This is a genomic window from Paraburkholderia sp. J76 (assembly GCF_905220295.1).
Classification (GTDB): Bacteria; Pseudomonadota; Gammaproteobacteria; order Burkholderiales; family Burkholderiaceae; genus Paraburkholderia.
In genome coordinates, this window is the sequence record NZ_CAJMZJ010000010.1 from 247,154 (window position 1) to 268,682 (window position 21,529).

Annotated in this window: 14 protein-coding genes and 2 pseudogenes; 7 read left to right on the forward strand and 9 right to left on the reverse strand. The window is 66.1% G+C overall.

Going from position 1 to position 21,529, the window contains the following annotated elements:
- The first annotated feature begins 2 nt into the window (after positions 1-2).
- Positions 3-458, forward strand: a complete 456-nt coding sequence (locus U5768_RS20570) for a PACE efflux transporter (RefSeq protein WP_322032241.1) — start codon at positions 3-5, stop codon at positions 456-458.
- A 15-nt stretch (positions 459-473) separates the two neighbouring features.
- Here the strand turns inward: U5768_RS20570 and U5768_RS20575 are convergent, their stop codons facing one another.
- From U5768_RS20575 to U5768_RS20590, 4 genes are read right to left on the reverse strand one after another with little or no spacing between them, the layout of a single operon-like run.
- A complete protein-coding gene (locus U5768_RS20575) occupies positions 474-2,105 on the reverse strand; it encodes an efflux transporter outer membrane subunit (RefSeq protein ID WP_322032242.1) in 1,632 nt (543 codons plus the stop codon).
- The gene (locus U5768_RS20580; protein WP_322032243.1) at positions 2,102-5,416 is read right to left on the reverse strand and encodes an efflux RND transporter permease subunit; all 3,315 of its coding nucleotides are present in this window, start codon (positions 5,414-5,416) and stop codon (positions 2,102-2,104) included. The genes U5768_RS20575 and U5768_RS20580 overlap by 4 nt, the downstream gene beginning before the upstream one ends.
- On the reverse strand, positions 5,413-8,547 hold the full coding sequence (locus U5768_RS20585; protein ID WP_322032244.1) for an efflux RND transporter permease subunit: 3,135 nt from the start codon (positions 8,545-8,547) through the stop codon (positions 5,413-5,415). The genes U5768_RS20580 and U5768_RS20585 overlap by 4 nt, the downstream gene beginning before the upstream one ends.
- An 18-nt stretch (positions 8,548-8,565) precedes the next feature.
- A complete protein-coding gene (locus U5768_RS20590) occupies positions 8,566-9,915 on the reverse strand; it encodes an efflux RND transporter periplasmic adaptor subunit (protein ID WP_322032245.1) in 1,350 nt (449 codons plus the stop codon).
- A gap of 363 nt (positions 9,916-10,278) precedes the next feature.
- Here U5768_RS20590 and U5768_RS20595 point away from each other — a divergent pair, with 363 nt between their 5' ends.
- Positions 10,279-10,488, forward strand: a complete 210-nt coding sequence (locus tag U5768_RS20595) for a hypothetical protein (protein ID WP_322032246.1) — start codon at positions 10,279-10,281, stop codon at positions 10,486-10,488.
- A 22-nt stretch (positions 10,489-10,510) separates the two neighbouring features.
- Here U5768_RS20595 and U5768_RS20600 read toward each other — a convergent pair whose 3' ends face one another.
- Complete coding sequence (locus tag U5768_RS20600; protein ID WP_322032247.1) at positions 10,511-11,323, reverse strand: helix-turn-helix transcriptional regulator; 813 nt, start codon at positions 11,321-11,323, stop codon at positions 10,511-10,513.
- A gap of 123 nt (positions 11,324-11,446) precedes the next feature.
- On the opposite strand from U5768_RS20600, the gene U5768_RS20605 reads away from it, so the two are divergent.
- From U5768_RS20605 to U5768_RS20615, 3 genes are all read left to right on the forward strand, one after another.
- Positions 11,447-12,676: an AAA family ATPase gene (locus U5768_RS20605; RefSeq protein WP_322032248.1), complete on the forward strand. Its 1,230-nt coding sequence runs from the start codon at positions 11,447-11,449 to the stop codon at positions 12,674-12,676.
- 14 nt (positions 12,677-12,690) lie between these two features.
- Positions 12,691-14,478 (forward strand): cobaltochelatase CobT-related protein, encoded by a 1,788-nt coding sequence (locus tag U5768_RS20610; RefSeq protein WP_322032249.1) that lies wholly within the window; start codon positions 12,691-12,693, stop codon positions 14,476-14,478.
- A 139-nt stretch (positions 14,479-14,617) separates the two neighbouring features.
- Positions 14,618-15,724, forward strand: coding sequence for a J domain-containing protein (locus U5768_RS20615; RefSeq protein WP_322032250.1), 1,107 nt, complete (start codon positions 14,618-14,620; stop codon positions 15,722-15,724).
- Between the two features lie 20 nt (positions 15,725-15,744).
- On the opposite strand, the gene U5768_RS20620 is transcribed toward U5768_RS20615, so the two are convergent.
- Positions 15,745-16,086, reverse strand: coding sequence for a DHCW motif cupin fold protein (locus U5768_RS20620; RefSeq protein WP_322032251.1), 342 nt, complete (start codon positions 16,084-16,086; stop codon positions 15,745-15,747).
- Positions 16,087-16,309: 223 nt separating this feature from the next.
- Here U5768_RS20620 and U5768_RS20625 point away from each other — a divergent pair.
- Positions 16,310-16,733, forward strand: a pseudogene (locus U5768_RS20625) (GFA family protein).
- Positions 16,734-16,807: 74 nt separating this feature from the next.
- Here the strand turns inward: U5768_RS20625 and U5768_RS20630 are convergent.
- Positions 16,808-17,046 (reverse strand): annotated as a pseudogene (locus U5768_RS20630) (hypothetical protein); the annotation flags it as partial.
- Positions 17,047-17,208: 162 nt separating this feature from the next.
- Between U5768_RS20630 and U5768_RS20635 the strand changes: the two are divergent.
- Positions 17,209-18,819, forward strand: a complete 1,611-nt coding sequence (locus tag U5768_RS20635) for an AMP-binding protein (protein WP_322032252.1) — start codon at positions 17,209-17,211, stop codon at positions 18,817-18,819.
- Between the two features lie 39 nt (positions 18,820-18,858).
- On the opposite strand, the gene U5768_RS20640 is transcribed toward U5768_RS20635, so the two are convergent.
- Both U5768_RS20640 and U5768_RS20645 read right to left on the reverse strand, forming a co-directional pair.
- Positions 18,859-20,202 carry a PucR family transcriptional regulator gene (locus U5768_RS20640; protein WP_322032253.1) on the reverse strand — a complete coding sequence of 448 codons (1,344 nt, stop codon included), beginning with the start codon at positions 20,200-20,202 and terminating at the stop codon, positions 18,859-18,861.
- Positions 20,203-20,307: 105 nt separating this feature from the next.
- Complete coding sequence (locus tag U5768_RS20645) at positions 20,308-21,486, reverse strand: porin (RefSeq protein WP_322032254.1); 1,179 nt, start codon at positions 21,484-21,486, stop codon at positions 20,308-20,310.
- Positions 21,487-21,529 lie beyond the last annotated feature (43 nt).

Genomic DNA, 21,529 nt, shown 5'->3' on the forward strand with positions numbered 1-21,529 from the left:
CCATGCAGGGTATCAAACGCCGGATCGTGTACGTCACGTTGTTCGAGGGCATAGCGATCCTGATTACCGGCACGAGCTTCGCGTCGCTCTCGGGCAGCGGCATGAACCGCGCGGGCGCGGCGGCGGTGTTTTCCTCGCTGATCGCGGTGGGCTGGAACTTCGTCTACAACCTGCTGTTCGAGCGCTGGGAAGCGCGCCAGGCCAAACGCGGGCGCGGCGTGTTGCGCCGCATTGCGCATTCGGCCGGCTTCGAGGGCGGCCTCGTGGTGTTTCTCGTGCCGATGATCGCGCTCACGCTGCAGGTGTCGCTGGTCGAGGCGTTCGCGATGGATATCGGCCTCTCGGTGTTTTTTCTCGTCTACAACTACGTCTACAACCTGATCTTCGACGCCGTGTTCGGCCTGCCGGCCTCCGCCATGCCGGTGACAGCCGCTTCGGAAACGCAGCCGCGCGCGTAGCGCGCTCGCGCTCGCTCAGGGACTCGCCGCGGCGCCCTGCGCGCGGCTCGCTTCCACGCTCGTAGAACCGTTCGTGGCCGCCGCCCCGGAGGCCGCAGCAGCGTCGGAAGCCGGCGTCACCGCGCGCGTGGGATGCTGCGCATCGTGCAGTTGCCCGGACCAGCCGCCGCCCAGGTCGCCGATCAGCGAAGCCGTATCGAGCAGCCGTTGCTGCTGCACATTGAGCGCGCTCTGCTGATTCGTCACCTGCGTGGCGAGCGCCGTGGCGACCGTCGTGTAGTCCACGGTTCCCGCCTCGTATTCGTTTTGCGCGATCTGCGCGCCGCGTATGGCGTCGTGCACGGCGGCGTCGAGCGCTTCGGCCTGCTGCGCGAGAATGCGCAGCGCGGAGAGATCGTTTTCCACGCCCTGGAATGCTGTCAGCACCGTTCCGCGATAGTTCGCCACCGCCGCGTCGTAGCTCGCGCGCGCCGCCGCCACCTGGCCGCTGCGCTGGCCGCCGTCGAAGATCGTCTGCGTGGCGCTCGCGCCGAGAGACCACACGTAGTTGCTCATGTGCAGCAGGCCCGAAAGCGGCGACTGCGTGAAGCCATCGAGCGCGGAGAGCGAGATCGACGGATAGTACGCGGCCACCGCCACGCCGATCGACGCGTTGGCCGACGCCATCTGGCGTTCGGCGGTCGCGATGTCGGGCCGCCGCTGCAGCAGCGTGGACGGCACGCCGGCGGGAATGACAGGCAGCGCGGGGATCTGCGTGCTGTGCGGAATATCGACCTCTTCCGGGTTGCGGCCCACGAGCACGGCAATGGCGTGCTCGTATTGCGCGCGCGCCACGCCCAGCGCGATCAGGCTCGCACGGGTGGACTCGAGCTGCGTGCGCGCGGAAACGAGGTCGGACGGCGGAACGGTGCCCGCCTGGTCCTGGTTGGACACCACGCGCAGGAAGTCCGTGTAGGCCTGCACGGTATGCGTGAGCAGGTCGATATCGGCGTCGGTGATGCGCAGATCGATCACGGCGTTCGCCAGCGCGATTTGTTCGGACAACGTAGCGTTGGCCAGCGTCGCTTCGCTTGCCTGCGCCGTGGCCGACTGTTCCTCGATCTGCCGGCGCACCTGGCCCCAGAGGTCGATGTCCCAGCTCGCGTTGCCTTCGAGCGTGCCTCCGTTGACGATGCGCGCGCCGTTCGGCGTGGAGGTGATGCTGCTCACGCTGCTGAGCGTGCCCGTGGAGGAGCGCTCGCGCGCGAGGGAACCGGTAATGCCGATGGTCGGAAAGAGGCTCGCGCGCGCGACGCGCACTTCGGCGAGCGCTTCCTGGTAGTTTGCGTAGCTTTGCCGCACGGTCTGGTTCGAGACCTCGACGAGCGGTTCCAGTTCATCGAGCAGCGGGTCCTGGAAGGCGGTCCACCATTCGCCCTTCGGGCCCTGCGCCGCATCCGGCTGGGCCTGGGTCCAGCCGGGCAGTTCCTTCCACGTGGCGGGCACGGCGACCTGGGGCCGGCGGTAATCCGGCCCCACCATGCAGCCCGCGAGCAGCAGCGCGGCGGCGAAAGGCACGAGAGGGCTGAGCGGCAGCGGGCGCGTGCCTTTGATGGCGGCGGAAATCAACATTCGCGTGAGCGATCGGGTAAAGGGAATATTCGTCATGATGCGCTCTCATCGGCCTGGCGATTCCACGGCAGGCGCGCGGCCCAGCGCGCGAGGCGTGCGCGCAGGCGGTCGAGGAACAGGTATATCACCGGCGTGGTGTATAGGGTAAAGACCTGGCTGAGCAGCAGGCCGCCCATCACCGTCACGCCGAGCGGCTGGCGCAGCGACGCGCCCTGGCCGATGCCGATGGCGAGCGGCAGCGCGCCGAGCACGGCGGCGAAGGTCGTCATCATGATCGGGCGCAGCCGCACCACGGCGGCTTCGTGAATCGCGCGGCGCGCTTCCATGCCTTCGTTGCGCTGCAACTGGATGGCGACGTCGACCATCATGATGCCGTTTTTCTTCACGATGCCGATGAGCAGGATGATGCCGATCATCGCGATCACCGAAAACGGCGTGCCGAAGATCAGCATGGCGAGAATCGCGCCAATGCCGGCCGAGGGCAGCGTGGAGAGAATCGTGAGCGGGTGGATGGTGTTTTCGTACAGCACGCCCAGCACGATATAGACCACGGCGAGCGCGGCGACAATGAGCAGCGGCACGACGCCCATCGACTGCGCGTAGGCCTGCGCGGCGCCCGCGAACGCGCCGTGAATGGAGGCCGGCATGCCGATGTCGCGCTCGGCCTGCTCGATGATGTTGCCGGCCTCGGAAAGCGAGCCGCCCTTGGGCAGGTTGAACGAAATCGTGCCCGCCACTTCCGTGCCCTGGTGATTGACCTGCGTGGCCGTATGGTGCGTTTTCCAGTCCATGAGCGCCATGAGCGGCACCATGGTTTCGGCGGCCGTGCTGTCCGCGCTGCCGCTGGAACTGCCGCCCTTGCTGTTGGCAATCGCGTTGTTCTGCTGGTTCGCCACGGCGTTGGCGTTGCGCTCGTTGGTGTTGCCGTTCGCGGCGCCGGTCGTGGTCACGGCGGTGAAGGGCGTGACGCCCGAGATGACGCTGGACGGCATTTGCGTTTGCGCCGCGCCGCTTGCGTTGCCCGCCGCCGTGCTCAGCCAGATATTCTGGAACGACTGCGGAAACTGCCAGTATTGCGGCGCCACTTCCATCACCACGAAATACTGGTTGATCGCGTTGTAGATGGTCGAAACGGTGCGTTGGCCAAAGGCGTCGTACAGCACGTTGTCGATCTGGTTCGGGTCGAACCCGTAGCGCTTGGCAGTCGTGCGCTGCACCGTCATGTAGGCCTCCAGACCATTTTGCTGAAGGTCCGAATTCACGTCCATCATCTGGCTGCGGTGTTTGTTCAGCTCGTCCACGAGGCGCGGCACCCAGGTAAAGAGGGCGTCGGCGTCGTCGCTCGTGAGCGTGTACTGATACTCGGCCGCCGACTGCCGGCCGCCGATCTGCAAGTCCTGCTGCGCCTGCATGAAAAGCCGTGCGCCCGAAACGGCGTTGAGCTTGGGACGCAGACGGTTCACGACCTCGGTGGCCGAAAGACGGCGCTCGGCGATCGGCTTCAATTCGACGAACACGGTGGCCGAATTGAGCGCGCGGCCGCCCGTGAAGCCCGCTACGGACTGCACGGCGGGATCGGCCTTCACGATGGCCTGGAGTTGCGCAAGCTTCTTCTCCATTGCCGTGAAGGAAATGCTCTGGTCGGCGATGATCTGCCCGATGAGGATGCCTGTGTCCTGTTCGGGGAAGAACGTGCCGGAAAGGAGGCGTGCGAGAAACACATTGCCCACGAGCAGCGCGACCAGGATGAAGATCGTGAGCCGCGCATGGTTGAGCGCGACGTCGAGCGTGCGCGAGTAGAACTGCTTGAAACGCTCGAACTGCGCATCGATCCACACGGCCGCGCGCGAGGGCTTGCGGTGCAGCGCCTCGCGTTTGAGCACGTAGGCGCACATGGTCGGCGTGACGGTGAGCGAGATCACGAGCGAGATGAGGATGGCGATGGAGAGCGTCATCGCGAACTCGTGAAAGAGCAGGCCCACGATGCCGGGCATCAGCAGAATGGGCAGGAACACGGCGATGAGCGACAGGCTCATGGAGAGCACCGTGAAGCCCACTTCGCCCGCGCCTTTGAGCGCCGCTTCCTTCGGGTCCACGCCGGCCTCGATATGGCGCACGATGTTTTCGAGCACCACCACGGCGTCGTCCACCACGAAGCCCGTGCCGATGGTGAGCGCCATGAGCGAGAGATTGTCGATGCTGTAGCCGAGCAGATACATGGGCCCGAACGTGCCCACGATGGAAAGCGGCAGCGCCACGGCCGGAATGAGCGTGGCGCGCGGCGAGAGCAGGAACACGAACACCACGCCGATCACGAGCAGCACGGCGATGAAGAGCGTGCGCTCGGTGTCGGCCACGGAGGCGCGCACGGACTCGGAGCGGTCGATCGCCACATCCACCTTGATCGTGGCGGGCAGCGCGGCCTCGATGGAGGGCAGGCGCGCGCGAATCTGCTGGACCGTCTTCACGACGTTGCTGCCCGGCATCGGGTAGACGATCACGAGCACGGCCGACTTGCCGTTGTAGAGGCCCGCGTTGCGGATGTTTTCGTTGGAGTCGATGACCGAGGCGACGTCGCGCAGGAACACGGGCGAGCCGTTGCGATACGCGATCACCACGTCGCGAAACGGCGCGGCCTTGCTTATCTGGTCGTTCGAAGTCACCGTGTAGCGCTGGTTGCCCTGATCGATATGGCCTTTCGCGCTGTTCGCGTTGGCCGCGCCAATGGAGGCGCGCACGTCTTCGAGGCCGATGCCGTAGCTGTTGAGCTTGCCGGGCTCCAGTTCCACGCGCACCGAGGGCAGCGCGCCGCCGCCCAGCGTGATCTGGCCCACGCCGTCCACCTGCGAGAGCTGCTGCATGATGACCGAATCGGCGGAATCGTAGAGCTGCGCCTTGGTGAGCGTGTCCGAGGTGAGCGCGAGCACCATGATCGGCGCGCTCGCGGGGTTGTACTGGCGGTAGGTCGGGTTGCTGCGCAGCGTGGTGGGCAGGTCGGCGCGCGCGGCCTGGATGGCGGCTTCCACGTCGCGCGCCGCGCCGTTGATGTCGCGGTTCAGGCCGAACACGACGATGATGAGCGACGAGCCCGTGTTGCTGATCGACGTAAGCTGGCTCACGTCGGCGATAGTGCCGAGGCGCCGCTCCAGCGGCTCGGCCACGGTGGACGCCATGATGTCCGGGCTCGCGCCCGCCATGTTGGCCTGCACCACGATCACCGGATAGGCGATGTTGGGCAGCGGCGCCACCGGCAGCCGGAAAAAGGCGAGCATCCCCGAAATGAGGATGGCGATCGCGAGCAGGGAAGTCGCGACCGGCCGCCGGATGAAGAGCGCCGAGAGGTTCACGGCGTGCCCTCGGGCGCGGGCGGCGCTTCACCGCCTGCGCTGCCTTCGGGCTTGCGCTTGCGCCCGAAGCGGTCGGCGAGGCGGTCGAAGTACAGATAGATTACGGGCGTCGTGAAGAGCGTGAGCATCTGCGAAAGCGTGAGCCCGCCGATGATCGCAAGCCCGAGCGGGCGGCGCAGCTCCGAGCCCGTGCCGCTGCCGAGCAGCATGGGCAGCGCGCCGAGCATGGCCGCGAGCGTGGTCATGAGAATGGGCCGGAAACGCAGCAGCGACGCCTCGAAAATCGCCTCGCGCGCCGGCTTGCCCTGCACGCGTTCGGCTTCGAGCGCGAAGTCCACCATCATGATGGCGTTCTTCTTGACGATGCCGATCAGCAGCACGATGCCGATGATGCCGATCACGTCGAGGTCCTTCCCGGCGATCATCAGCGCGAGCAGCGCGCCGATGCCGGCCGAGGGCAGCGTCGAGAGAATCGTGACCGGGTGCACATAGCTCTCGTAGAGCACGCCCAGCACGATATAGACGGCCACGAGCGCCGCGATCAGCAGATACACCTCGCTCGAAAGCGAGTCTTCGAACGCTTGCGCCGCGCCCTGGAACGACGACGTGATCGAAGGCGGCAGCTTCACCGCGGCCTCGGCACGGCGCACGTCGCGCACGGCGGCGGAGAGCGAGGCGCCATCGGCGAGATTGAACGAAATCGTCACCGACGGGAACTGCGCGAGGTGGCTGATCATGAGCGGCGAGCGCGTGATGCTGATCTTCGCGATGCCCTTGAGCGGCACCTGGCCCTCGCTGCTCGTCTGGCTCGGCAAATACAGGTCGCCGAGCGATTCGACCGTGGGCAGCGCCTCGGGCTTCGCCACCAGAATCACGCGGTACTGGTCCGACTGCTGGAAGATGGTCGAAACGATGCGCTGGCCCAAGGCGTCGTAGAGCGCGTTGTCGATGGTCGCCGCCGTGATGCCGTAACGCGCCGCAAGCTGGCGGTTCACCTCGACGTTCACGGACAGGCCATCCGTGTTGAGGTCGCTCGTGACGTCGCGGATCGACGGAATCTGCTTCATGCGTGCGATGAGCGCGGGCACGTACTGGTCGAACGCCTCCTGGTTCGGCCCGCGCAGCACGAAGTTGTACTGGTTGCGCGAGACCGTGGTGTCGAGCGTGAGATCCTGCTCGGGCTGCACATAAAGACGCACGCCCGCCACCTTCGCCACCGACTGCTGGATGCGCCGCCCGATTTCGTCGGCGGTTTCGGAGCGGTCGTCGTGCGGCTTCAGGTTGATGAGGAAACGCCCGTTGTTGAGCGTGTTGTTGATGCCGTCGATACCCACATACGAGGTGAGCGAAACAACATCGGGGTCCTTGAGAATTTCTTCGGCGAGCGCCGCCTGGCGGTGCACCATCGCCTGGTAGGAAATGGAGTTGTCGGCCACGCTGATGCCTTGCAGCACGCCCACGTCCTGCACCGGGAACAGGCCTTTCGGAATCACGACATACAGCAGCCCGGTAAGCACCAGCGTCACCAGGAACACGATGAGCGTGAGCAACTGGTGGTCGAGCACCCAGCGCAGGCCGCGCTCGTAGGCATTGAGCGTCTTGTCGAACAGCCCTTCGCTGATGCGCTCGAAGCGGCTCGGGTGACGCTCGGCCTGCGCGCGCAGGATGCGCGCGCACATCATCGGCACGACGGTGAGGGAGACCACGGCCGAAAGCACGATGGTCACGGCGAGCGTCACGGCGAACTCGCTGAAGAGACGCCCGATCACGCCGCCCATGAAGAGCAGCGGAATCAGCACGGCGATGAGCGAAATGGTCAGCGAAAGAATCGTGAAGCCGATCTGGCCCGCGCCTTTTAGCGCCGCCTGCAAGGGTTTATCGCCTTCTTCGAGGTAACGCACGATGTTCTCGATCATCACGATCGAGTCGTCCACCACGAAGCCCGTGGCGATGATGAGCGCCATGAGCGAGAGGTTGTCGATCGAGTAGCCGAGCTGGTACATGATCGCGAGCGTGCCGATCAGCGAGACCGGCACCGAAATGCTCGGAATGATGGTGGCGGGCAGGTTGCGCAGGAACACGAAGATCACCGCCACCACGAGCGCGACGGCGAGCACGAGTTCGAAGGCCGCGTCGCTCACCGAAGCGCGGATCACGCCCACGCTGTTCGACACCACCGTGACCTGCATGCCCGCGGGCAGCGCCGCTTCGAGCTGCGGCAACTGCCGCATGATCTGGTTGACAGTGGCGATCACGTTCGCGCCCGGCTGGCGCTGCACATTCAGCACGATGGCGGACGCCTTGTTGTACCAGGCGCCGCGCTCCACGTCCTGCGCGGCCGTGGACACGCGCGCCACATCGCGCATGAACACGGGTGAGCCGTTCTGGTAGGCGATGACGGTGTCTTCGTAGTCCTTCGGGTCCGAAATCTGGTCGTTGGAGTTGATCGTGTAGTTGAGTTCGGGACCGTCGAAATTTCCCTTCGGATTGCTTACGTTGACGTTGGCGAGCAGCGTGCGCAGGTCGTCGAGATTCAGGCCGTACGCGGCGAGCTTTTGCGGATCGGCCTCCACGCGCACGGCGGGCACGTTGCCGCCCGCCGTCGTGACGAGGCCGACGCCCGGCACTTCGGAAATCTTGGTCGCGAGACGGTTGTTGGCCGCGTCCTGCAACTGCGTGAGCGACATCGACTTCGACGTGACCGCGAGCGTGAGAATGGGCTGGTCGGCCGGGTTGACCTTGGCGTAGGTCGGCGGCGCGGGCAGCCCGCTCGGCAGGAAGCTGTTGGCCGCGTTGATGGCCTGCTGCACGTTCTGCTCTGCCACGTCGAGACTCAGCGAGAGGTCGAACTGCAGCGTGATGACGGAGGCGCCCTCGGAGCTGTACGAGATCATCTGCTGCAGGCCCGGGATCTCGCCCAGTTGCACTTCCAGCGGCGCCGTGACCGTCGTTGCCATCACGTTCGGGCTCGCGCCCGGATAGAAGGTCTGCACCTGGATGGTGGGATAGTCCACCGCGGGCAGCGAGGAAACCGGCAGGAACTTCATCGCGACGAGGCCGATCAGCACCATCGCGATCATCAGGAGCGAAGTCGCGACCGGCCGCAGGATGAAGAGACGCGAAATATTCATCGGCGCTGGGTCCGCGGCTTAGCTGGCTTGCGAGGCCGCGGCGCTCGCGTCGGAGGCGTTCGGCGCCGTGGCGCCTGGCGCGCTCGACGCAGCGGGCGCGCTGCCGTGCTGCGGGGCGCTCGCGCCACTGGCTCCGCTCGCGGCGCCCGCGTGCGTGGCGGGCCTCGGCCCCGCAGGCTGGATCTTCGCGCCGTCGTTGAGGCGGTCGAGGCCGTCGGTCACGACGTGCTGGCCCTGCTGCAGGCCCGCGGAGATCACGGTGTTGCGGCCGTCGCTCGGGCCGAGCGTGACCTTGTGGACCGACACGGTGTTGTCGGCGTTCACGAGGTACACGTAGTCGCCGGGCGCGCCCGTTTGCACGGCGGGCGTGGGCACGAGCACGGCGTTCTGCAGCGTGTCGACGAGCAGTCTCACGTTGACGAACTCGTTGGGAAAGAGCGCCTCGTTGTCGTTGGGCACGCTCGCGCGCAGCGTGACCGTGCCGGTGGCCGTGGCCATCTGGTTGCTGAGCGCGAATAGCGTGCCGGTGGCGATCTGGCGTGTGTTGTCGCTGCTGTACACGGTGATCGGCAGTTTCGCGCCGGCGTTGACGCGCTCGAGCACGCTCCCGAGCGACGTTTGCGGAATCGCGAACTGGACCGTGGTGGGCTTCATCGTCGTGATGACGGCAATGCCCGTGGAACTGGACGAGGTCACGTAGTTGCCCGGATCGACGAGCCGCAGGCCCACGCGCCCCGACACCGGCGCGGTGATGCGGCAATAGATCAGATCGAGTTCGTACAGCCTGACATTGGCCTGATCTGCCTTAACCGAGGCTTCGTACTGCTCGACGAGGAACCGCTGGTCCGTGTACGTCTGTTCGGCGATCGAGCGCTTCTCGTTCAACTGCGTGTAGCGCACGAGGTCGGCGCGCGCCTGGGCGAGCAGCGACTTGTCCTTGGCAAGCTGCGCCAGCGCCTGGTCCCGGCTGATCTCGTACTGGCGCGGGTCGATCTGCGCGAGGAACTGCCCCTTCACGACATCCTGGCCTTCCTTGTAGCCCACTTCGGTGAGGTAGCCGCTGATTTGCGGCAGAACGGTGACGGTCGCGACCGGCGTGACGGTGCCGAGCGCATTGAGCGTGACGGGCATGGGCCCGAGCGTGGCGGCGGCCACGGTTACGACCTGCGGCGCCGCGCCGCGCTCCGGTTTCTTGTTGCGCACGATATGCACGATCACGAGCACGATCAGCAGGATCACGACGATGGCGAGAATGATCGGGCCGAGCCGGCGGCGCTTGCGCGGCTGCGGGGGCGGCGCGGAAGGCGGAGGTGGCGGCGGGGGCGGAGGAGGCGGGGGCGCGGGTTGCGTCTGCGGGACGTCGCTCATGCCTGCCTCCAGGAGATCGGACCACCACGCGAGGCGGTGCGGAGAAACCATGTGGGCGCGCTCAACGGCCTGGGCGCCGCGATTTGCTGCCGGTGACTGTCGAGTTGCTGCATACGCATTCTCATGATTGTTATGCCGTCGAAGCCGGGCTCCATCGTCGCAGTGAAGGGGTGCAGCGGAGGGGCCGAGACTCGCAGTCTAACCAACTCGTGCGCCAATTTCGAAACGTTAGTTGTTTGTAAGGTTTTCGGGCGTTTACAGCGGGTGCAAGCGAGGTGTGCAATGCATCGAAGAAATGCTTGTTTGCGCGCGCTCCTCCGACTGTCTAGATTGATGAGGTCAACGCCTTGCAAGGAGTTCGCAATGTCGAAGTTGTCGATGCCGGCGTGGCTCACGCGACGCGGCCGTGCGAGCCTGCCGCCCGCGCCGCGCGGCGGCGAGCCCGAGTTGCGCGACGCGTCGCGCGAAGCCGAGCAGCTTGAACGAATCGCCACCTATGCACGGGCGGGTTACTTCAATATGGGCTATACGCCCGACATGTTTCCGCTGGTAGGCGATCTGCCGCCGCATTGAGTCCTCGGTGTGTCTACGCGCGTCACTGTGCCGCGTGCTCTTCGGCGTTGCCCGGTGTGCCGCCAAGTGTCCCGGTGGGGCGAAACTCGCTGGGCGGCACGCCCAGTTCACGGCGGAACATGTCGCTGAAACTGCTCGGCAGATAGCCCAGCATGCGCGCCACGGCGCTCACGGGCTCGCCTTCCGCGAGCCGCGACACCGCAAGCGCGAGCTGCACCTGGCGGCGCCATTGCGCAAACCCCATGCCAAGCTCGCGCGTGAAGAGCCGCGAAAGCGTGCGCACGCTCGCGCCTGCCCAGGCCGCGTGCTGCTCGAAGCCAACATCTGCCGACGGGTTGTCGATCACCGCGCGGCACAGCGCGGCGAGGCGGCGCTCGGACGCGCCGGGCAGCGGAATGCGCAGCGGGGAGCGAGGCGCGTGCGCGAGTTCGATCGACGCGAGGCGATAGGCGGCGTCGAGCCAGGCGTCGTCTTCGCGCGCGCGTTCGGCGAGACTCGTGATGAGTTCGCGCAGCAAGCCATTGATCTCGAACACTTCGCAGCGCTCGCTCAGGTGCCGGCTGTCGCGCTCGTGGAGGTAGAGATTGCGCATCTCGACGGCGCTCAGCATGTGGATGGCGTGCTGCGTGCCGGGCGGCAGCCACACGGCCCGCTGCGGCGGCACGACTAGCGCTTCGCGTTCCACCTCGACCCACATCACGCCCGAGACGGCGTAGAGCACCTGCGCCCACGTATGCGTATGCGGCTCGATCTGAAGGCCGCGCGGGTAGTGGCGCGCGAGCGTTCGGCCGCGCCCGGGCTCGCCATCGAGATCGGGGGGCGCGGCTTGGGGCATGGGGGGCTCCGGGTGGGTAGGCGATCGTCACGCTAGCATGGCTGAACGTGGGCGGGAAGCCACTCGCGCCGGTAATATGAGACGATTGACCGGACCGCGCGCCGGCGCCCTGCATTTCCGCCCATGAACGCCTCCGATCCCGCATTGCAAGACGAACACCCGCTGGGCCTCTACACCCGCGGCGGCGCGCAGTCGCGCGAATGGTGGCGCGTTTCGCCTTCCGGGCGCGCGCATATGTACCGCATCGAGCACGGCCGGGGCGAGGACGATGAAGCCGATATCGACATCGACACGGAAATCGATCTCGACAACCTCGAAGCCAAACTGCTCAAGTGGCGTCGCGAGGGTTTCGTGTCCGAAGCGCAGCGCGCCGGCGAAGCGCGCGCCGTTCGCGCGGGCAGCACGTTTGCGGCGGCCTTGCAGCAAGCCGTCGAAGCAACGCGCGAGGCCAAAGCCGTTCAAGCCGCGCCGCAAACCAGCACGCGCACCGTACGCATCGGCGGCGTCGATCTTCCGCGCGGCGAGCCGAACGAACTTGTTCCACGCGTGAACGCGGCGTATATCTTCACCGGACGCGGCGACGATATCGTTCAGGACATCGTAGAAAATCGCCGCGTCATGCTGATCGGCCATACGGGTTCGGGCAAGACGAGTTTCATCGAGCAGGTCGCCGCGCGCGCGGACTACGGCGTGCTGCGCGCAAACATGAACGGCCAGACCACCATCGGCGACTTCGTCGGCTTCTGGACCGTGAAGGGCGGCGAGACGATCTGGGTGGACGGCGTGCTGCCCGTGGCGATGCGCGAGGGCTACTGGCTCGTCATCGACGAACTCGACTTTGCCGAGCCCTCCATTCTTGCGGTGCTGACCGCCGTGCTGGAACCGAACGGCCGGCTATTGCTCAAGGAGCGCGGCAACGAAATCGTCGAGCCGCATCCTTCGTTTCGCCTTTTCGCCACGGCGAACGCGGCGGGCGCGATGAGCGCGTACCGCCATCTGTACCAGGGAGCGAACCTGCTCAACGAGGCGTTTCTCGACCGCTGGCGCGTCTACCTGTTCGACTACCTCCCACTTGAAGAGGAGGCCGAAGTATTGCTGCGCACGCTGCCCGCGCTCACGCGGCCCCTCGCGCACACGCTCGCGGCGATCGCTGCCGACTGCCGCGCCGCGTTCGCCCGCGAGGACCTCGCGAGTGCGTTCTCCACGCGGCGCTTGATCGACTGGGCCGAACTCATGCTGCGCACCGGCGATGTCGAGCGCGCGGCGGGGCCCGCGATCTACGCGAAAGTGAGCGCGGACGATGCGGCGCTCATCCGCAGCATCATTCGTCATCACGTGATCTTCGACGCGTGAATGCGGAGGCGCCCGTGTCCAGCTTGCAGGACGCAACAGAAGGCTTGACGCCGAACGCCGATCCCGAGAGCGCGCTCGGCCGCCTCGCGCGCGTGCTGACCGGCGACGCGCGCGTGAGCGTGAGCTTCGGCGCGGCCGAGCCGCGAGTGGAGGGCGAACGCTTGGTGTTGCCCGCGAGCTTTGCTGGCGAACGCGAGAAAGACGCCGCGAAGGAGGCTGCATTGCTCGGCGCGCTCGACTTGCTGGCGGCACGCTATCGTTACAGCGAAGCGGGGCGTCTCGACACGCCGCAAGCCGGTGTGACGGGGCGCATTGCGCAGGCGATCGAGGACAGGCGCGTGCTCGCGCAACTCGCGCGGGTATTTCCCGGCGCGCGGCGCTACGCGCAAAGCTGGCGCGCGCAGCGCAGCGAGGATATCGCGCAGCGCTGGCCGAATCTGGCGTGGCGCGAGCGCCTGGCATGGGCGATCGAGCGCGCGCTGTGGGACGAAGCGCCGGGCCTGCTGGAGCGCGACGCCGCGGCGCTCGCCGCCGCGCTGCGCGCGATCGACGGTCCGCTCGATGCGGCCCGCGCGAGCCAGTCGACCCACGCGAGCCAGCGTGCCGCCGAGGCGATCGTGGCGGGCGTGCGCTCGCTCGCGTCGCGCGGCGCGAACAACATGATGCAGACGGCGGCCCCGGCCGAAGGCCTCGACGACGAAGGGGCGCGCCTTGCGCAGGCGAAGGAAGAGTTTGGCGAAGACGACGAGGTCGGGCCGCAAGGCGGCGTCGCGCAGCCAGATGAATCTCGCCACGGCGATGAAGGCGCTTCAGCGCAACCGAGCACAGAGTCCGATTCCGCCGCCGGCGCATCGCTTTCCGAAGTCGATGCGCCGCACGCCGCCGCTAAACGTCGCCGCGAGCCACCGCGTCCACGTTTGTCGATCCCGCTGACCACGGCATTCGACATCGTCACCGACTTCACAGGGCGTGGCGACGCAGCCGCCTGGCGCAGGCTGCGCGCACTGGCGCGTGCGGAAACCGGCGCGCTCAAGGCGCAGCTAGAGCGCGTGCTCAAGGCCGACGAACTCACGCACTGGAAGCGCGAGCAGGAGCGCGGCGAGATCGACCGCGCGGCGCTCGCGCGTCTCGCCCTCTCGCGCGGCTACCGCACGCCATTTCGCGTGGCCCGTCATGCGAGCGGTCGCGACACGGCGGTTGCGCTGCTGCTCGACCTGAGCGGATCGATGGCGGGCCGCAAGATCGAACTGGCGCGCCTGTGCGCGGCGGCGCTCGCCGACGCACTCACGCAGCTCGCTTTCGATTCGGAAGTGCTCGGCTACAGCTCGATCGAAGCGCCGGAAATGCGCGCGCGCTACGAGCGCGAGCGTGCTGCCGGCGCCGATCTGCGTGCCTATAACCGCTTCGTGGAGCGGCTGGACTTGCGGGTGTTCAAGCGCTTCGACTCGCGCGACCTGAGCGGGCTTGCCGCCATCGAGTGCGGCCACGAGAACCCCGACGGCGAAGCGCTCGCATGGGCGGCCGGGCGGCTTGCGCAGCGCAAGGCGCGCCGGCGGCTGCTGTTCGTGCTCTCGGACGGTTATCCTTCCACGAGCGACGGCGACCCGGCCGTGCTGCGCACCGACCTGCTCGCGCGCGTGCAGGCAGTGAAGGAGCAGGGCATCGAGCTGGTCGGCATCGGCATCCTGGACGACGCGGTGGAGGCGTTCTATCCGCATGCCGTAGTCGTGCGCAAGCTGCACGAGCTGCCGGCCACCGCGTTCGCGACGCTGAGCCGCCTGCTCGCGGCTCGTCCGCGTTGAAACCACGCGGACGCGCAGCGGCGCTTTGCTTGCCGGACCGCGCGCATTGCGCTAACTTGATTGGGCAGGCGTTGCGCCGCCTGCCAACCCATCCTCCGACGAACACGTACAGGGTATGCCAGGCCGCGATTACCGACCCGTGGATTACGACCGCCTCTACTACCGGCTCGATCTGGAGCCGGGGGCGAGCGAGGCGGACATCAAGCATCACTATCGCCATCTCGCGCAGATCCTGCATCCCGACAAATGGCGGCATCCTACGGCCGCTTCGATGCGCTGGGCCGACGACCAGTTCAAGCGCGTGAAGGAGGCGCGCGAACTGCTCGAAGCGTACTGGTCCGTGCATCATGCGCCGCCGGTGAGCCGCGCCGCGCTGAGCGTCGCGCAGGCCGAGGAACTGCACGCGCAAATGCAGTCGCTGCTGGCGCAGCGCGAACGCGTGCGTGCCGAACTGGACGGCCTGCGAGCGGAGCGCACGCGTACCCTCGACGAGATCCAGCGCATGCGGACCGAACGCGACTCGCTGCATGGCGAACTCAGGGGGTTACGCGACGAAACGGATGCGGCGCCGCCCGGCGAGCCGCAGGCCGGCGCGGGGCAGCAGGCCGTTGACGCGCAGGTGCGTTCTGGCGGCGCGCGCGACTTCCTGTTTGCGAAATTCGACGACCCATCGCGAGGCTGGCTGCTGACGCTTTCCGCGAGCGTATTCGCGTGCGTCGTGATTTTCGTCGTCGCGCATTGGATTGCGGGCTTGCTGCTCGCGCCCATTGCGCGCTTCGAGGTCGGCCGCTGGCTTACCAATGTTCTGCAGTGGGCACTCGTGGCGGGCGGCGTGGTGCTCGCGTTCGGCTGGGGCTGGTCGCAGCGCACGCTGTACCGCGCGGGGCGGGCGGGCCGCGAACACGCCGTGGCATTGCCCACCGATGAAGTGTGCCGCCGCGTGAGCGCCGCATTGCGTCACGAGGCGCACTATGGAGCGGAGTGGAGCATCGACTCGTACGAGACCGCGCCCGACGATTCGCAATTCTCGCTGCGTGCCGTTATGCGCTTTTCGCCGGGCTCGCAAAACGGCACGCGACGCCACATGGTGGCGCTCCGCTGCCGCGCATACACGAGCGGCGCCGCGCAGACGGCACTTGCGTATGACTTCTCCGTAGCGGCTCCCACGTGGTGGCTCGTGCCTGCCGCGCGCGTGGTGCGCGATCTGCGCAAGCGGCTCGACGCCGATCTCGGCGCGCCACGCTGAGGCGGCCGAGCCGGCCGCGTTCAATCGACGACGAAAAGCTTCGCGCCCGTGCGCGTGTACGACTGGTGCGCCTCGGCGTTGTCCCCCACCTGATAGCTCATGCCGGGCGTGAGGACGAACTTGCGGCCGTCTTCGAGCGTCGTTTCGAGTTCGCCTTCGAGGCACAACAGAATGTGCCCCTTCTTGCACCAGTGATCCGCGAGATAGCCAGGCGAGTATTCGACCATGCGCACGCGCATCGGGTTGGCTTCGTCGCCGAAATAACGCGTGCGCCAGGTGGCCATGCCCGTTTCCCCTTTGTGCTGCGTGGGCTCGACGCTGGACCAGTCGGTGGTTCCAAAACGAAATGCGTCCATTTTCATGTGGTTTTCTCCTTGTGTGTTTTTATTTGATTATAAGGACCGCCGCAGGTAGCGGTTGGCTGGCGTATGGAAACACATTCGAGCCAGCCGCGCTAACCCTGAACGCAAATGCGGATGCTACTTCATTCACTCTCACTGCAAAGGGCGCGGATACGCAGGCATCGAATTCGACCTTGATACCGGTACAATGACTCGCGACATTGCGCCACCGAGACAAAAAACTATGCCACTTCGTGTTACGTGCCTATGTGGGAAGATTTCCGTCGACCTGCACGGCAGCCCCGTCGCGCGGGCGAACTGCCACTGTTTGTCATGCAGGGATTTTACGGAACATCCGTGTTTTCTGGAACGGCCTGGGAGTTCGGCGCGGTTTTCATCGAGGAAGGTGTGGGAAGAACGTTCAACATCCAGAAAAGCAACTGATGAAAACGTTTTGCGACGTTTGCGGCGAAGTGGTATTCGGTACCAATCGACTGGGAATGCGGGTTGTCCCGAACGCCCTGGTCGCCCGCGGTACCGATGGTAAGCTCGACGCAGCCTTGGCTCCCACCATGCACCTGTTCTATCGGCAGCGTGTGGTGGATGTCTCGGATGATTTGCCGAAGTACCTCGAAGGTTGGGATGGTCCTACTTACGCATCGCAGTGAATCTTCAGCAGTAGGGCTCAAGGTGCTGAGGGCAACTGATGGAGCAGGCCAGCACTAACAATGCTGGAATCGTAGCCCTGCAGGCCCGAGGCGAGTACGTGTGTGGTCGGCACCGGCAATCCATAGGCGTCGGCCATGCCGATGGTGATCATCGCGACCGCTTCGGCCGATGCGCCCTGACCGTCGGGCTTCGCACGCACATGTTGTTGCGCACCTTGTCCACGATGGTGTCGGGCACCGTTGCCATCGAGCCGGAAAGGGCCACCTGGTTGCCGTTCGTGTCGGTGAGCTGCCGCAATGCGGGCAGCGTCGCACGCGCTCCCACGCCAGCGCGGCAAGTTCCGCAACTCTTTTGTGACTTTTCACAATCACCTTATCCGGTTTCCCAGTTCTCCCGGCGCGGGCAAGTCCGTAGCATGGGCATGAAACGCGGCGCCTCGCCTGCAAGCCGCGAATTGATTTCATGGAGACGCACGTGTCGAAAGCCCCCTGGCTCGCCAGCTATGGCGAGATTCCCGCTACCATCGATCCCGATCGGCATCCTTCGCTCGCGCATATGTTCGACCACGCGATGCGCGAACACGCGCACCGGCCGGCATTGCGTGCGGGCGACACCACGCTCACTTATGCCGACGTCGATCGTCTCTCGCGCAATTTCGCGGCGTTCTTGCAGCACGCGGGCGTGAAGAAGGGCGACCGCGTCGCCGTGATGTTGCCGAACCTGCTTGCTTTTCCCATCGCGCTGATCGGCATCGTGCGGGCAGGGGCGGTGCAGGTGAACGTGAACCCGCTCTATACGCCGCGCGAGCTTCAGCACCAGTTGATGGATTCCGGCGCGCAAACGCTCGTGGTGTTCGATGGCGTGCTGCCCACCTTCGATGCGATCAAGGCGAACACCTCCGTCAAGACCGTGCTGAGCGTTGCCGCAAGCGATTGCCAAAGCGCGAGCGGCGCGGGCGCCTCGCAGCCCGGCTCTTTTGCGGCCGCGCTCGAACAAGGGGCGGCGTTGCCGTTCGAAGCCGCCGCACTGTGCGGCGACGACCCGCTCTTCCTGCAATACACGGGCGGCACGACCGGGCTTTCCAAAGGCGCATTGCTCACGCATCGCAATCTCGTCGCCAACGTCGAGCAGTTCAAGAGCTTCATGCCGGGCTACATGAACCCAGGCGAGGAAGTGGTCGTGACCGCGCTGCCGCTTTATCACATCTTCGCGCTCACGGTGAATCTCATCACTTACTTCTCGATTGGCGCGGAGAACTGGCTGGTCGCGAATGCGCGCGATCTCAACGGCGTGATCGACGTGTTCAAGGCCGCGCGTCCCACGACCTTCATGGGCGTGAATACGCTCTATGCGGGGCTCGTCGCGCATCCGCGCATCGGCGAGGTCGATTTTTCGCGGCTGCGGCTCGCGGGCGGCGGGGGCGCGGCGATCATGCCCACCGTTTCCGAGCGCTGGCAGGCGGTTACGGGCGGCTTCATCCGCGAAGGCTATGGCCTTTCGGAGACGAGCCCCGTGCTGTCGTTCAACCCCGGGACTATCGATCACTTCACGGGTACGACGGGGCTGCCGCTGCCCTCCACCGACATCAAACTGGTGAACGACGGCATGGAGGCCGCGCCGGGCGAACCCGGCGAGATCTGCGCGAAGGGGCCGCAGGTGATGCGTGGCTACTGGAACCAGCCCGAGGCGACGCGCGCCGCCTTTACCGACGACGGTTACTTTCGCACCGGCGACGTGGGCGTGTTCGATGCGCGCGGTTTCCTGCGCATCGTCGATCGCTCGAAGGACATGATCCTCGTGTCGGGCTTCAACGTGTATCCGAATGAAATCGAGGCCGTTGTGACCGCTTTGCCGGGCGTGGCCGAATGCGCATGCGTGGGTGTGGCCGACGAACGAAGCGGCGAGGCCGTGCGCGTGTTCGTCGTGGCCACGCGCGAGGCGGCGCTGAGCGAGGAGGCAGTGATCGCGCATTGCCGCGCGCAACTCGCGGCGTACAAGGTGCCGCGCGTGGTGAGCTTCGTGGAGGCGCTGCCGAAGTCGACGGTAGGCAAGATTTTGCGGCGGGAGTTGCGCGACGCGGGGTGAAAGCGCGCGGATAACATGAGAAAGAGCGCGCCGCGTCCTTCAACGCGGCGCGCTCTTTGCCTTCTTCGCTCCTAAACGCCCTTTCTTTTCTTTCTTCTTTCCGTCGCGCTCCGAACCCTGCGTCGCGCCGCGCAGCTTGAGTGCGATATCCAGCCTTGCTATCCATTGCGCGTCGTCGAGCTTCGCGCCCAGCAGCGTTTCGATGCGTTCGAGCCGGTAGTCGAGCGTATTCGGATGGACACCTAACTTTTCGGCGGTCTGGCGCCGGCGCTGCCCGCTCGCGAACCATGCTTCGAGCGTGGCGAGCAGGTCCGCTTCCGTGGCGAGTTGTCCGGCGAGCGAGACGAGATAGCGCAGCACATTGGCGCTGCGGCGCACGCTTTCCTCAATGGCGATCGACGAAAAGCGGTGCACGCGCGTGCTATGGGTGGTTTCGCCGTCGTCGTCCGCGACGTTGCCGCGCGGCGCGAAGTCCACGGCCTTTAGCGCCTCTTCCACGGAGGCCGCCCATCCGCGCGCCCCTTCGTTCATCAGGCCGATGCCGATGCTGCGTACACGCGGCTCGGCGCGCGCGAGCGCCGCCGCACGTTCGGCCACGCGCTGATCGCTGCGTGTCATCGAATCGCCGCGCACGCACGGCAGCCAGAACACCAGACGTTCGCGGTGCCATACGCGCACGAGCGCGTCGGGCTTCAGCTCGAAATGGCGCGCGGCGCCGAGCGCGAAACGGTCGAGCGCATCCTCGCGCACCGAAGGCGCGTGGTCGCGCAAGTCCAGATCGACGGCGAGCGCAATGCGCGGCAGCGTGGCGTCGAGTCCGAGCGCCTCGACGGTTTCGCGAAAGCGCGCGGCGTCGTCGGGCGCATGGAATACGAGGTCGTAAAGCTGCTGCAAAAGCGAGCCGCGCCAGCGCGCCTGCTGGTGCTGTTCGTCGAGATAGGCTTCGGCGATGTGCTCGGCCATCGCATCGAAGTAATCGAGCAGATACGGCGAGATATCGAATAGCAGTTCGTGCGCGAGTGCCGGCTCCGCTTCGGCAAGCTCCGTGCAGGTGCGCCAAAGCTCGCGCGCGCCCAGGCGAAACGCGCGCAGCAGCGAGCGCAGCGGCACGTTCTGGTGGACGCGGCGGCGCGCGAACGCCGCGGTCTGGTCCATGACTTCGGCCGTGGGCTGCATGCCGTCGAGCAGGCAGCGGAACCACAGGTCCGCAGAAAACGCGATCGACGAGAAGATGTCCTTGCGCGCCGCCGCCGAGAGCGCGCTATAGCCCTCGAGCGAGAGCAGCATGTCGTAGGTGCGCTGGACAGCCTTGGGCTGCGTTTTGGCGAGCGTGCGCAGCCTGCTGCGCAGGCGTGGGCTAATGGCGGGAACAGGGGGCGGCACGATGAGTTCGCGGTTTTGCGCGTGTTTGCGCGGGTTCGTTCAGGCGATACCCGCGAGTGTACTCAGCGCCGTGCCGTGCCGTCGAGAGGCTGCGCGTACAAGCGATCAGAACAACAGCGCGATACCCGCCATGCCGACGAACTGCGAACGCGTGGACGAAGGCGTGGCGTTCTGCGAGTCGCCGACGGCCGGACTTGCGTTGACGATGTCGCCTGCGCCGTTCGCGCCGAGCGTTTGACCGCCCGCGTGCTGGTACGCCTGCAGCGCGTAGAGCGTGGTTCGCTTGGAGAGGTGGTACGACTCCTTGAGCGAATACTGCTCGTAGCGCGCCGCGCTCGTGATGCCGTTGGCCTGCGAGGCCAGCGTGTAGGCGAAGCCGCCGCCGACGTCGAATGCGGGCGTCAAGCGATACACGGCGAGCGCCGCCCAGGTGTTGAAGATGGCCGTGTCGTGAAAGATCGACTTGCCGCCCGCAATGTACTGAACGTTCGAATACGAGGCGCCGAGAACCAGGTTGCCGATCGTGTAGTTTCCCGCCGCAGCGATGTGCTGCACGGCGCTCGCCGAAACATAGCCCGTGTTCAGCGCGGACTTGCCGAAGCTGCCGGTTGACGCGCTATCGAATCCGCTCGTCAACTGCGCGTTGTCCATGCGCAGGATGGCCGCGGCGAGGCTCACCGGGCCGGCGGAATAGCGCAGCGCGGCGCTCCATGTCTGACCCTTGCCGGTGCTGCCCGCAATGCCGCCGAGCGCATACATCGCGCTTGCCTGCACGCCGTAAAAGATCGGCGACGTGTAGGTGGCCGAATTGTTGATGCGCACGGTCGTGTCGAGCCCGTCGATGTCGCCGGGATGCGCGCCGGTTGCGCCGGTGAGCCACGAGCTACCCGTGAGCGGGCCGACGAACAGGTAATAGGGTGTGTACTGGCGGCCGGCCGTGAGCGTGCCCACGTTCTGGTTCTGCAGACCCACGTAGGCCTGACGATTGAAAATCAGGCCGCTTGACGAGAGCGCGCCGGTGTTGAGATCGAAACCGTTTTGCAGATCGAAGATCGCGAACGTGCCGCCGCCAAGATCCTCTTTGCCCTGCAAGCCGAACTTCGACGCATAGAGGTTGCCCTGGCGCAGATAGACGTTCGAGTGACCGTTCTGGTTGTTGACGTAGGTAATGGCGTCATCGACGGCGCCGTAAAGCGTGACGCTGCTTTGCGCGAACGCGGGGCTGGCCACGAGGACTGCGCCAGCCGCGATAACCGCGCCTGGACCAAAGCCTGTTTTCTTCATCGTTGCGTCTCCATTGAAATTTGGACTGCTTATTTTTTGTGCT